Origin of the sequence: Vibrio sp. 10N.222.47.A9, assembly GCF_963872585.1 — a bacterium.
In the GTDB taxonomy this organism is placed as follows: domain Bacteria; phylum Pseudomonadota; class Gammaproteobacteria; order Enterobacterales; family Vibrionaceae; genus Vibrio; species Vibrio splendidus.
This window is the reverse complement of sequence record NZ_CAWNBB010000113.1, coordinates 1-14,091: the sequence shown is the minus strand read 5'-3', so window position 1 is coordinate 14,091 and position 14,091 is coordinate 1. Positions and strand designations below refer to the sequence as shown.

Annotated in this window: 9 protein-coding genes and 1 pseudogene; 9 read left to right on the top strand and 1 reads right to left on the bottom strand. The window is 43.2% G+C overall.

Translation table 11 applies throughout. The features are described from left to right. Positions 1–238: 238 nt before the first annotated feature. A complete protein-coding gene (locus tag AACT19_RS25480; RefSeq protein WP_076649434.1) occupies positions 239–883 on the bottom strand; it encodes a phage tail protein in 645 nt (214 codons plus the stop codon). Positions 884–1,235: 352 nt separating this feature from the next. Between AACT19_RS25480 and AACT19_RS25475 the strand changes: the two genes are divergently transcribed. From AACT19_RS25475 to AACT19_RS25435, 9 genes and pseudogenes are all read left to right on the top strand, one after another. Further along, on the top strand, positions 1,236–1,418 hold the full coding sequence (locus AACT19_RS25475; RefSeq protein WP_076649432.1) for a hypothetical protein: 183 nt from the start codon (positions 1,236–1,238) through the stop codon (positions 1,416–1,418). A gap of 113 nt (positions 1,419–1,531) precedes the next feature. Beyond that, entirely contained in the window at positions 1,532–3,271 is a 1,740-nt protein-coding gene (locus AACT19_RS25470) for an FAD-binding oxidoreductase (RefSeq protein ID WP_076649430.1), read from the top strand. A gap of 292 nt (positions 3,272–3,563) precedes the next feature. Next, positions 3,564–7,634 (top strand): protein kinase domain-containing protein, encoded by a 4,071-nt coding sequence (locus tag AACT19_RS25465; protein WP_076649428.1) that lies wholly within the window; start codon positions 3,564–3,566, stop codon positions 7,632–7,634. 15 nt (positions 7,635–7,649) lie between these two features. Then, entirely contained in the window at positions 7,650–8,567 is a 918-nt protein-coding gene (locus tag AACT19_RS25460; RefSeq protein WP_076649426.1) for a hypothetical protein, read from the top strand. A gap of 87 nt (positions 8,568–8,654) precedes the next feature. Next, complete coding sequence (locus AACT19_RS25455; RefSeq protein ID WP_076649424.1) at positions 8,655–9,881, top strand: YcaO-like family protein; 1,227 nt, start codon at positions 8,655–8,657, stop codon at positions 9,879–9,881. After that, complete coding sequence (locus tag AACT19_RS25450) at positions 9,878–11,215, top strand: TfuA-like protein (RefSeq protein WP_076649422.1); 1,338 nt, start codon at positions 9,878–9,880, stop codon at positions 11,213–11,215. The genes AACT19_RS25455 and AACT19_RS25450 overlap by 4 nt, the downstream gene beginning before the upstream one ends. Beyond that, the gene (locus tag AACT19_RS25445; protein WP_076649420.1) at positions 11,215–11,559 is read left to right on the top strand and encodes a hypothetical protein; all 345 of its coding nucleotides are present in this window, start codon (positions 11,215–11,217) and stop codon (positions 11,557–11,559) included. Before AACT19_RS25450 ends, AACT19_RS25445 begins: the two co-directional genes overlap by 1 nt. A gap of 41 nt (positions 11,560–11,600) precedes the next feature. Next, on the top strand, positions 11,601–12,584 hold the full coding sequence (locus AACT19_RS25440) for an FHA domain-containing protein (RefSeq protein ID WP_076649418.1): 984 nt from the start codon (positions 11,601–11,603) through the stop codon (positions 12,582–12,584). A gap of 658 nt (positions 12,585–13,242) precedes the next feature. After that, a pseudogene (locus AACT19_RS25435) lies at positions 13,243–14,091 on the top strand (collagen-like protein); the annotation flags it as partial.

The following is a 14,091-nucleotide window of genomic DNA, read 5'->3' as shown; positions in this document are numbered from 1 at the left end:
TGAATTACGCAACAAAGCCAATTCAATGTTACGACGTTTATTGAAAGGATTGAATGAGTCGATTTAAAGACGCTTACAATTCAATTCAATTCAGTTCAGTGATAAGCAGTTCCAGCAGGGGTAAGGTGTACCTTTTAAACCAGTGGATAGTTGTAGAAATCAACGAACACACGACAATAACGCTTTTATCGCACGTCAAGAAGCTTACTCAAGCACCACAATTACCTTACAGAGGAATTTAATACCTAGAAGGATAAGTACCATTCACTGCAATACAGTGGGTAAGCCCGACAAAAGGCTGTCTGTTTTCAAACTCCTCCCCCTCTCCCGTAGACTCCACCTCTCCTTCCACGAAAATATTATTACCAAGCTGCACCTCAGACTTCCCCGTTCCGACTAAATGCGCTCCCGAGGTCCCAGCGCTTCCATAAATCTTCACTTCGTCATTGTCACCGAAGTTATCTTTACCAACCGTGTTTAAAAATGTTGCGCCACTCTCAGGTACCTTATGGCTAGTTCCTGAACTGGTAGAAAGGGGGACTTCCACAGCAACGTCAATATTGACATTGCTCGCATTAACTCGAACGCCTGCCCCGACGACATGCTTATGAGGTGGCAGACTGTTCTGTGTAAGTTTAATAAAATCCTCACCACCCCGTTGAGCTAGTGCTATAGCCCTCAAACCAGGCCCAAACCCTTGACCTACTGCGGTGCGGCCACGCATATCTGGCAGCTGGAAGTTGGTTCTAGCATCACCACCAAAGTTTGTACCCAATAAGGAATACAGTGCTTGCCATTCACTGATTGGCAAATATTGACCTTCCGCTTTCATATAATACGGAGCAGGGCAAAATTCTGCTGCTGTTACACACACAGAACCCATCAAAGGGTCCGTACTGCAGCTAGCGCGGCACTGCCTGATGAAAATACACCAATTATTACAGCTATCGGTGTCAGCTTAGATATCCATTGGTTTATGCGTATTTGAAGCTCCTTAATGTTAAACCGTTACACAAAACCTCCTTCCCTTCCATGAACCGAAGAGCTCTGTCTCCCCCTTTTCAGCCATGTTGACGAAATAGATTTTGTTTCCGACGAATCTAGTACCTAACAATGCTCCGCTCAATTACACGGTATTACACCTTGCTCTACCGATGGTGTAATACCGTGTAATTGAATGAAACAGCTTCTCCTGTACATTTTGAATGACCTTTAAAAGTATGAATGGAATCAAAATGAGTGGCGGTCTTGATATAGCGGCTTTGGGTGATGATGCTGCAGTAAGTGGTGCCGGGGCTACGAGCAGTAGTGTTGAAGTGAACGTTAACAAAGAGGATTTAGACCATTTCTTCGACCATATATCCGCGGTATCGACTAGGCCGACCTTAGTTCAAGTCGGTTTAGATAGCCAAGGCTGAATCAAACGTGGCTTGACACTAATGGGGCGCTTTTTCGCAATATCGCTGCTAAGGCAAACCATTTATCAATGCCCAATCAAAGAATCACTGAATTCTTCAAACAAGGAACTGTCATGAACGATATCAATACACAATTCGAGCTATCCGACACACCTCACGAACAGTTATTAGAAGCACAGCGCCTCATGGCAATATACAAAAATAATGCTGCGCGTTATTACTATGAATTGTCCGAACTTGGTGTTGATAAAACACAGATTTTGGTTTCACATCGCTCTCGCCCCTCCCAAAGTCCAGGCCTTAGCCAGTATCAAGCTCAAACACTTATTTTTAATACACGCTTTATTGCTTACCCGTCCGTAATTGTTATGTGTCGAAGTGAGTCAGACGTCGTCAACGCTTATCAGTTGGCCGTTAAATTTAACTTACCCGTAAAAGTACGATCTGGGGGGCATGATCACGAAGGTGAATGCACTGGAAATGATGTTGTTCTGCTCGATCTAAGTGGATTAAAAACACTGGATGTGAAGCAAGACTCTCAAGGCTACGTAGCCGATATTGGTGCTGGCTATCGCTTCTACCAACTTATACCTATTTTGGCCGACACCGAAAATGATACGCGCCCTGCATTGACCATACCTCATGGAACTTGCGCAACGGTTGGCTTAGCAGGTTACATTCAAGGTGGGGGATGGGGCCCTTGGACTCGCTTACATGGCATGTGTTGTGAATCTTTGATTGCAGCAAGAGTCTTATTGGAGAATGGTGAGGTCATCATTGTTAACGATGAGCAAAATTCAGATCTACTGTGGGCACTTCGTGGTGGTGGTGCGTTGAGCTACGGCATTGTATTGGAATTCACTGTTCGTACCTTCGAGATCCCTAATGAAATTCATCGCTTTGAACTGCACTGGAACACAAAAGAAGCCGATACCGGGCATAACTCCACTTACCGCGTTTTAGAGCAATGGGAAAATGCAATTAATGATGAGAACAACATAGAATTCGTTGGAACGAACCTTAAAATCAATGCTATCCCCTCAACATCTACTACTGAAAAAAAATGTTTTAAAGAGCTTCAGCACCCGTGCATCATGTATGGTTACTGGGAGGGTAGCGAAGAGAAACTTAAAGATTTTGTACAGCAATACTTCTCTGCAGGAATGCTTAAAATAACGGGCACTGACAGCAAGCATTTCTATGATTCTGCATTAATGGGTCATTGGGCAAGAAACTCATTGTATGATGTAAGGCGTCTCTCTTCGGCTTCAGATAAAAGTAAGCCGTTTGCTCCCGATTTTGATTCCCCAGCCCCACACAAAATCACCTCGAAGGTCGTCTCAAACCAAGGGCTGAGCGACGTTGGCAAAGAGCAGTTTATCCGATCTTTAACTTCAACTCTCATTAGTAAAGAGAGTGAGTCATTAGGGCTGTTCAGCTACGTTACTCTGGGCGCTATTTCTGGGCCATTCTACGCTAACGACACGAACGAAAAAGCCAGTAAACGGGTCGCTTTTCCCTATACAACGTCTCAATACACTATCCAATATCAAACCTGGTGGAACGACAAGGTTTATGAGGTCGAAAAAGGCCAAAATAACCCTATCTATAATTATGTGAATCGAGCTTTGGATTGGATGGAAGTATGTCGAGATACTGACGTATGTGGGACTAAAGGGGCATTTATCAGCTTTAAAGACAGCTCAATACCAACGCGAGAATATTTCCAACAGCATTACCAATGTCTAATAAAAACGAAAGAAAAGTACAGCGGTCCATATCAAAAACTCCCGCTCAGTTCACCGCCAGAAATAGGTTATAACCACTTTAGATCAAGAAAAACAATCTATTAACGTTCTAAACCTCTTCGGACTTCAAAAAGGCTACCCAGAATATATTTGATACGGTCGACAAATACGTTCAATAAATCTGGGAGGCTTATTTACTCACCTAACAATTTACAAGTAAGTAAAATCCCTCATAGAAAACTAGAAAAAACACAATCTAAGTCGCGAAAACACAAACCTAACCTTATGAATCACGTTGAATCACGTTGAATCATTGAAAGTTAATAACAATCGCTATCACTACCACTCCTTAAGTACTAGACTTATGTTCCTCGAGATGGATCTCAAGAGTAGGTAAATGGCCTTAAAAGAAAATACAACGGACACAGTTGAAGCACAGTTTCACTCCAAACATTACACATTGCTTGAACAGATAGGCGAAGGTGGGTTCGGAAAAGTCTATAAAGCGGTGCAACTCAACACTCGAAAAATTGTCGCGATAAAGTTTCTTACACTAACAGAAACTGAATGCCCTCAGAAAAGACAAAAAAAAATCGCTCGCTTCAAACGAGAGTGTGATTTGGTTCGTCGTTTAAACCACCCTAACATCGTATCACTGCTGGACAAGGGTCAGCAGGGTGATTATATCTTGTACGCCGTCTACGAATTTGTCGATGGCGTAACACTGAAGGATTATTTGGCTTCCCGTGGTCAAATAACACCATCAAAGTCCGCAGAGATCATGGCTTCAGTACTGGATGCTCTCGCTCATGCTCATGAACTCGGTATCATTCATCGAGATATAAAGCCAGCTAACATAATGCTCTTCAATGTAGGGGCGAAACAACACATTAAAATCCTTGATTTTGGGATCAGTACACTTAAAAGTGATGGAAAAACATCGGATTTCCAAACATTAACATTAAATGATGAAACCTTAGGAACCCCTAAATACAGTGCCCCTGAGCAGTTAAGAGGTGAGCCATCTCTACCTCAAACTGATATTTATTCCTGGGGACTTGTATTTTTAGAGTGTCTCACCGGTGTTCCTGCAATAAAAGGCAACAGTGCTGCATCCATTTTTTATCATCAGCTCAGCGCTGCAAATATCCCGTTAGGTCTCCTCGCAGGGCATCATTCGGCGCATTTTTTTCGTCGTGTACTTCATAAAAAAGCACAAGATCGCCCTGGTAACACCGTTGAATTATATCGTGAGTTTCGTCGATTTAATTTTTCCGACATAGCACCAAAGGCTCCTCACTCGGTCTCGAAAGAAGCGCCTGAATTGGTCCAAGAATCAATGACACAAACAGGGGAATTATCATCCTCTTACTACTCAAAATTCACGGAGAGAAAGCAAATCACAGCTCTGTGCTTGATTCTTTCTGAAGATAGAACAGGTGCTAGTGAGTCGACACTCGACAAGCAAGATATAGCAGAAATGCTTTTATCAGATCATCACAGTCAATGTGTCGATATCGCACTTCGTTTTGGGGCAACTCATGTAGCTACCGTTGGTGACACTACGCTATTTTATTTCGGCTACCCTGTGGTCAGTGACAACGATAGCCGACTCAGCGCCAGGGCAGCGCTCGATATTTGGAGCAACCTCCACGCTAAACAAACATCATTCTTAGAACAGCATAATCTCAAATTCGAACTTAGAATCGGCTTGTCTAAAGGGATGATGAGAAGCATGGACGGGGCGATACCTGAAGGGCGAGTCTCAGCCGAAGCGATGACTCTTGCTCGAAATAGTCATCCCGGCGAAATCACCTGTTCGCCTCAATTTAGGGAGATGCTTAGCCATCAGCTTGTGTTTGAGCCCATTAGTCATGATTCAATATGCGCGGCACCTTATGGATATCGCCTTAGGGGAGAGCGTTTATCTGAAGCTTTCTCATTTCTGCGTAAAACACAATCACACAGCACTATTGTGGGTCGGCAGATAACCCTCGAACAACTTTTTCGTTTGAACCAGCCACACTGCCAACATCAACTCCTTCATATTCACGGTGAAGCTGGGATTGGTAAGTCTCGTTTAATTCTCGAACTAAAAGAGCGCTTAAGCAACACCCGTTCGTTTTCTCTGCAGTGTTTACCTGAGTTTCAAACGAATGCTCTGTTCCCCTTGCTTAACTTTTTTTCTGCGCACTTCGAGCTTAATGGCCAACATGCCGAGTACAATTACAAAACGGCCCTAGATTCACTGCCGCTCTCATCACTAGGAAGAGAAAGAGGCTCAGCCATTCTCTGGGCCTGGTTACAACCTTATTCAAAATTGTCTCACCAAAGTGAAAAGGAATTCCAACAAGCAATATCGACCCTTTCTCTTAGCCAACAGAAGTCATATCTCTTTTTAACCATGTCCCACCTTCTGTCTTTGATTTGCAACGGCTTCACATCCGATCACGACTCATGCTTGTTTATTTGTGAGGATGTCCATTGGTCTGATGCTACTACGCTAGAATTTATCCACTATCTGATTGAAAAAGCAGTTCACAATACCCAAAACGTTCGCTGGCTGAACAGCTCACGTACACCTCTTCCTGAAACACTAAAATCGACCAAAGCTTACGAGGTTGAACTTTCGTCTCTAACGCAGGGAGAGTGCCACCAATTGATTGAACACTTATTCGAGCACGTAGCCGTTAGTGAGCGAGTGAAACAATTATTCACAACCAGAAGCGATGGAAACCCACTCTTTCTTGAGGAGTTGGTGTTTCATGCACAGAAAAACAACCTGGTTACAAAGGTGAATGGCTGTATTGACTTCAACGTCACAGAGCCTGAATCACAAGTACCGGAAAACCTCAGAGGCACCCTTCAACAGAAACTCAATGATCTTACTTTCGCTAAAGATACCGCCCAACTTGCCGCCGCTATAGGACGAACATTCGGCGAAGCATTAATTCTACAAGCTTCAGACAAGAACATAGGGCAGATCCAAGCTGACCTAGATGAGCTGCAGCGTAGCAATATTGTTTTTAAACAACGCAGTGTGGAAGGCAACCTATATCAGTTCAAGCACGCTCTAATACGCGATGCCATCTACGAAAGTTCGACAACACAACACATCACTCACCAGCAACTCGCAATGGCCATGGAAAACCAAGAGGGGGCAGACTATCCCCCAGCAGTAATCGGCGATCATTGGTCAAACACACACACACCGGTACGAGCGACGGTCTACTATTTGAAAGCGGGAGAGCAAGCTGCTAAAGCTTCCATGGTAGACGATGCGATTCGACATTATGAAAAGTCGCTAAACATATCGTTGCTTGCTGATAAAAATGACGGAGCCAATCCTGACAAACTCTCAGCGCTTATCGGGCTTGGTGATAACTTGATCCGTTTAGCGAAACACGACGAAGCACGCTCTTATTACCTAGAAGCTCTTAATGAAAATACGGCGGGGGATATTTTAACCAGCGTCATTTTGTACGTTAAATACGGTAAATCTCTAGAAACTCATCATTTACATGAAAAGGCTCTAGGTAACTATAGCCGGGCAGAAGCTCTGTTAAACAGCCATACAGTTAAGGATTCACGTTGGTATAACACATGGTTAACGGTCCAATTATCTAAATTGTATATCCATTACTGGCGTAACGAATTGCCTAACATGAGCAGCATAATTTGCAGTATTGAAACGTGTCTTGAGTACTTTACGGATCCACTTTCACAAGCACAGTTTTACGATGCAAAACTACAGTTTGAATTACGAAGAACTCGTTACAATCTAACTCAAAATCAGATCAGTTTAGCTAAAACAGCCTACAACACATCTTTAGAAACTGACGACCATCAACTGCAAACACACAGCTTGTTTAGCTTAGGGTTTACGTACTTATTTAGTCAGCAATATGCGGAAGCAGAAAACCACCTTTTAGCGGCATTAAAAAGCGCCAGTGAGAAAGCCGATACAACACTTAAAACCCGTTGCCTCGCCTACCTAACCATACTTTTTAGACTGCAAGGTGACACTGAGAATACACGTCGTTATTGGGAGCAAGCCTTATCCTACGCAAAAAACTCTGGGATGGATGACTACGTGGCTATTGCTTATGCAAATGAATCTTGGCTTGCTTGTAGGCAAGGCGATGTTTCTCACAGCCAAGCTCTCATCCAAAAAAGCAATAATATTTGGAAAGCGCTATCAAACGAGTTCCCATTTCCACTTCAATGGTTGGCTCTACTCGTAGAACTCGAGTTATTAACTCTTCTACCGTCAGACGCAATAACAGATAGCATCCAAGAGCGCACCACCGAAATCGCTATAACATTGCTGGACATCAGCCAGCACGCACTTCCCCACCCTGTCGTTGGCCCACTCAAGGAAGTAATGAATGAAAAACACAACGACGAACACCGTCAGCAACTGATACTTAAAGCATTGAGAAATGCACAAGCGCTAGGTTATTTATAATTAAAAGGACAAAATATGAACAACCAATCCATAGAAGAACTTCAAAAAGAACTGAGCCCTTATATTGATGAGAAAGGTCAACTGACTCTGCGTTCACAAGATATTTATGTGATCAGACAAAATGGTCAACAGGCAACACTCATAAATCATGAAGACTATACGTCAGAGTCAGTAAAACGCCTTGAATGGTGCTACAGCTCAACCGATTTTCACTTCTTTTTTGGAGCACAAAAGGAAGGCCAAAAGCTGCAACAAATCAATATTATGGGGCCTGCGTTGACTAAAGTTTTACCGTGGAACCTAGACAATGCACAGTGCCCACCTGATATTAATATGTCAGATTTAAAACCTGGATACCTACTCGATCTGCGTCTTTTACAGCTCAATAGGCTACGTGCTCCCCAACACAACGCCTCCCAACAGGACGTTGGTAGAGACTCTCCTATCAGCAACCTTGAGCTGAACTCTAGTGCGCCTGTCATGAGTTTTGTTAACGACCACATTCCATTATCAGCGCTAAAGCAACTAAAAGAACCTGTCTCTGAAAATATCTATATCGTTTCGTACGTCAATCCTTTATTGGTCAGAGATGATAACCAGTTTTATCCTTATCATGTTCACTACCTAAGCGTAAATGATCTAGACAAGCTAGAGGCTTTGAACTTAGAAGAAGGTGCAAGTGAGAACCTCAATGAGTTGCAAGAGACGCTTAATGAGTTAAAAGCGAGTATCCATCGACACCAAGACGACTTAACTCCTCACTTAGACTCTATTAAACAAAACAGTAATACACTCACTGCCCAGTCATTAGCTCGATACTATCGTGATGCAGGTGTACAAGTCGGAGCGGTAAACCCGAAAGATTTACAGGAAGAAAGCTTACTCGTGGGAACCGTTTGCACTGTTGCAAACTTGCAGAGTTTCCTTAAATAAGAAGCGAGTTACTGTTTTTGTTCGAGCTATTGCTAAGGAGCCAAATAGGACATTTGGCTCCGAATCTTTGTCATTGAAGGACCATTAATGCCTCAAAAAAAACACAGAAAAGGAACGCATCGCCAGTGCTCTCCCGGGACCACTTTCGAAAGAATATCCCCTTACTTTAAAGAGATGGGAATAACCCGCGTTGCAAACATCACTGGGCTGGATCATATCGGAATTCCTGTCGTCACTGTCTGCCGACCTGACTCCTATGCAATTTCTGTCGCTCAAGGAAAAGGATTGGACTTGATGTCAGCAAAAGTATCTGGCGCTATGGAAGCAATAGAGACTTACCACGCTGAGCACATTGAACTACCACTTAAATTAGCAAATTTTCATCAGCTTTCGAAAAAGTGTTCAGTTCTAAATATCGAGGCTTTACCCAAGTTGGCGTTTAGTCAATTCTCAGAACATGAACAACGTCTGTGGGTGGAAGGAACTGAGCTGTTTACTCAACAATCTACGTATGTCCCTTATGAGGTCGTTCATTGCAACTATACGCTTCCATTGCCTACTGGCAGTGGCGCTTTTGTCATGAGTTCAAACGGTTTGGCTTCCGGCAATAGCATAGAGGAAGCGATAGTACACGGACTCTGCGAAACGATTGAACGCGATGCCTTAGCATTGTGGAGAGTAAAGCAACGACACCTAAGTGACCCATACACCAACCAACTAGACCTCAATACCGTGGATGATGAGGATTGCCTGGCGATTATCGAACAATACCGTTTGGCTGGTATTGATGTTCAAGTTTGGGATATCACATCAGATATTGAACTCGCGAGTTTCTTCTGTCGAATCATATCTGATTCACAGGGGCAAGGCCCTTCTTATCCAGCTTTCGGATCAGGTACTCACCCATGCAAGGCCATTAGCCTGTTAAGAGCGTTAACAGAAGCAGCGCAGACGCGTCTAACCATGATTTCGGGTTCGAGAGATGATATCGATGCCAACGCTTATCTAGTCCTAAATTCTAAGCAGAAGGAGCAAGCAACTAACATGAAACCTTGTTTGCTTAGAAACTTTAAAGATATCCACTCTTGGAACAATACGTGCTTTACGAAAGACATTGAACTCATTTTAAGCAAGCTAAATAACGTAGGCCTTACTCAAGCAGCCTTCGTAAACCTAGAAAAAAGTGAATTTCACATACCTGTTGTACGTGTCATTGTTCCTGGATTAGAAAGTATTGAAGAGCTGCCAGGTTACGAGATGGGAGCGCGAGCTTTAGCTGCCAAAGGCTCGTTAGTTGCGGGGGAATTAGCATGAGCATTATTATTTTTTCCGGCCCGACTCTCTCTACGACTAACATTAAGAGCATTATAAATGCAGACTGTCGGCCCCCCGCCAAGCAAGGAGACATTTATTTAGCCACATACGACCAACCGAATGTGATCGTTTTAATTGATGGTTACTTCGAAAGTGTCCCTGCTGTCTGGCACAAAGAAATACTCTATGCCTTATCTTTAGGCATCAAAGTATATGGTTGCTCGAGCATGGGATCCCTAAGAGCGGCTGAGCTAGCCCATTTTGGGATGGAAGGTTCTGGTAGAGTCTTCGAAGACTACATAAATGGAGTTTTGGAAGATGATGACGAGGTAGCTCTGGTTCATGGACCCGCAGAACTGGGGTACCCACACATCTCGTCCCCTATGGTGAACATTCGTGCAACCCTAGAGCACGCCGTCGAAAGTCGTATAATAAACCAACAAGAGTCAGCGCAAATTATAGGGGCATTAAAACAGCTTCACTACCCGAAGCGAACTTTATCTAAGCTTTATGAATATGCTCTTGAGTTTTTTGGGGACGATAGGGCTCAGTCATTACGTAGGTTTACAGAAAACAATTACATAGATATTAAAAAATGTGATGCTGTTACTCTTCTAAAAAAACTTGCTGGGCACCCAAAGCTGTTGCTCCCTCTCTCACCAAAAGTTAGACATCACTTTAAGCCAACGGATGCCTGGGAGCGGTTAGTTTCTCTATTGAACCACCAAAGAAAACTCTCAAACCATTCAATAACGAGCGAGGATCTTCACCGAGAACTTAAGATCGATGGTTGCTTTTGGGAGCTAAAACAACAGGCTATTTCCCGAAAAAGCGCATTGAGAACCGCCTCTTCCCATAATCCAAGCATTTCGGATGAGCATAAACAAAATGCCTTACTTGAAATGGCTCTTAGACAATCGGCCTATACAGACCAAGCCATAGATTTTAAGCACTTGGCTAACTGGTTAACATCACAACAGGTCAACAGTCACGACTTTGACGCTCTGGTTTCCCATGAATCTCTGCTCGCTTGGCTAAGTGGAAACCACCAGCATTTTGACGAAGAGCTGATCGACCTGTTGAAGCTCAATCAGCGCTATTCCGACTACCAAGCTCGGATCACATTTAAACGCGACACCCCTTTACTATCGCTGTCTGATCTCAATATCAATGAAGAACAGTTATGGAACTGGTTTTTTTCAGCCAAACATCCAAATAGCCTAACGCAAGATCCAAACGACCTTTGGCCAAGACTTGGCTTTTCGTCCTATAGCGAGCTGGAACGCGCCGCCATCCAGGACTATCAATTTTATCTGCAATCAGGAAATCACTAATGAACTACGTAAATGCCCTAAACCTTATCGCGACCTTAAAGATCAAACGTGAACAAGAGAAAAAGTTCATCGAGTTATCAAATATTATTTTTCCCCCACTCGCTCGTGAAACAGGTTGGAAGCTAACATCACTTTGGACTTCCAACGAACAAACTGACGAGATAACACACATCCAAAACCAATGGCAAACAAACGAAGAGACGGCAGAACAAGTTGAAAGTATCCTTACACAAGCTATGGAAAATCTGACTCAGAGTATTGATGGCTACCAACAACAACTCGAGATGCTAGACGAATTAATTATTGAGGAAACACTGCACTATGCCAACAGCTATACTATTTAAAGACAACGTCATCTAAAGTTTCATAAATAGTGAGAAAACTCATGGCTTATCTAAGTAATCAACGATTTACGAACCCTATACACCTTAAAGCGTTTCACAAGTTTGGCCGGCTTTCATCATCCGTCAACACCACTATCAATTTACCGGACGTTTCTCGAATACACGCTATCATAGAATTTCAGAAACATTGGTCTATCCGTGATATCAGTCAAAACGGGATCCGAATAAATGGTCAGATGATAGAACCTAATCGACCTCAATTACTCAACGTCAATGATCAAATTTTGTTCTCAAGTGCACAAACAGACCCTTTTGTCGTAGAAAGTCTTGAGCCACCAAAAGACGTTTTATTACCAACGCAGCAAGAAGTTTACATAGAACCGGACCTAAAGCCTATTTATCTAGAGCACTATCATTTCTTGCCCAACGACACATCTCCTGAGTTAATCGTCTTTTATGATCAGGCTAAACTGGAGTGGCAATGTGAGCACTTTGAGAACAACTTGTGCAGCAGCTTAAATGATGGTGAACAGATTAAGTTTTCGGAAAAGACTTGGCAATTATTCAAAAGTGTTGAGGCTGAAGACACAGAAACAATGTGTCTTGCAAAGCAACCATCCAGTAATCTTTGCTATATCTTCAATATCAGTCTCGATGAAGAACTGACTGAACTCACCATCAGAGATGGACAAAGGTCAATCGACTGTCAGGCGCGAAGTCACCACTATTTGACCGCCTTGCTAGCACGATATAAAGCAGAAGATCTAAAAAACAATGTCACAGAGCCCATGCAAGGTTGGCGAACCATAGAGCAACTAACGAAAGATCTGGGACTTGCAGAAACTCATATTAATATTCAGATATATAGAGCGCGTAAACAACTTTCGGAATTATTAGAACCAGAAGGTGTTTTAGTACCCAACCTTATCGAAAGAAAACGAGGCAGAGTTAGGTTAGCGATAAAAGATTATCAAATCATTAAAGGCAGTAAATTAGAAGTAGATTCGAGACACCTTGCAGCATAACCAGCAGACCCGGTAAGTAAACCAACAGAAAGCCTGTTGGTTTACCCACTTCATTTCAAATTGTAATGGTCAACAACTTGCCTTGCAGCCCTTCAAGTACATTAAATTTAGCCTAAATTAAACGCTTCCTTTCCCCCTCATTCGTCTTTCGGATCTTACACCATGTAATAGTGTGTAATAGAACAAAGCTTCTTACTTAAGTATGTTAATGGTTAGCGAGAACAATATCGCCTGACTAGCTTAAAAACTCTTCAGCTGTAATAAAGCGATTCGAGAAAGTGGACTGCATCTCGTGAACCTTAGGAATTCACAGTACTGGATAACATATTTTACTAATGCGTTATCCAGTAAAAGTTATGGAAAACACTATGAGAATTGTCGTCAGTTACATTTTCACTTGCCTGGCTCTAGCTGGGTGTTCAGACCCAGAACAAACGCAAAATGGCTCTTCACCAAGTGGAGGACAGACACAAGGCACCCCATCACCAGAGGTCGTTTATTCTGTTCCAAAAACTGAACAAGGTTTCGAGCCACCTAAACAAGTTGCTAGCTCTCCCTTATTTAAGCTTGTAAGTATCGCAAGTTCCGAAAAGCCTACCGCTAAACTCAGCTCCGTAAATTACCAAGTTAGAGTTAAATAACTCCAATAGGATCTATCATGAAAAATATTAATATCCTACTAGCCGCTTTATTTATTTCTTGCTCCACATATGCAGCGGAGTTCAATCATAATGGTGTTCTGTACGATGCAAACAGTGAAACAACCATTGATGCTACGTTGCCAGTTATGTTCTCTATCTATAAAAGTGATGGTCAACTACTCTGGCAGAATGAAAAATTTGTCGAATTTATCGATGGTAACTATAGCGTCACCCTCGGTGAAAATTGGCCAATTGATACGTCTATTTTCGTAAACTCAGATTTGTACTTGGGGATCAACATCGACAACGATGGAGAAATGTCGCCAAAGTTAAAATTATATACCACTCCACGCTCCTACCATGCGGAAATGTCCAGCTCCGTAATCGGTATAGCCAACTTATCTGAGCTTAAAGTTAATGATGACATTGTCATCGATCAAGATGGCAAATGGGTTGGTGATATCGCTGGTTTGAAAGGTGAAACGGGTGCGCAAGGCGAAATCGGCCCTCAAGGTGATTCCGGAAGCGTAGGTGACACCGGTCCACAAGGTGAAGCCGGCGTGCAGGGACCTAAAGGTGACACTGGCTCACAAGGTGAAGCTGGCGCGCAAGGGCCTAAGGGTGACACTGGCTCACCAGGTGAAGCTGGCGCACAAGGGCCTAAAGGCGATAACGGACCACAAGGCTTACTAGGTGCGACTGGCGCACAAGGTCCTAAAGGCGATATCGGGCCACAAGGCTTACTAGGTACTACTGGCGCACAAGGAGCCAAAGGCGATACCGGACCACAAGGCTTACTAGGTGCGACTGGCGCACAAGGTCCTAAAGGCGATATCGGGCCACAAGGCTTACAAGGTACTACTGGC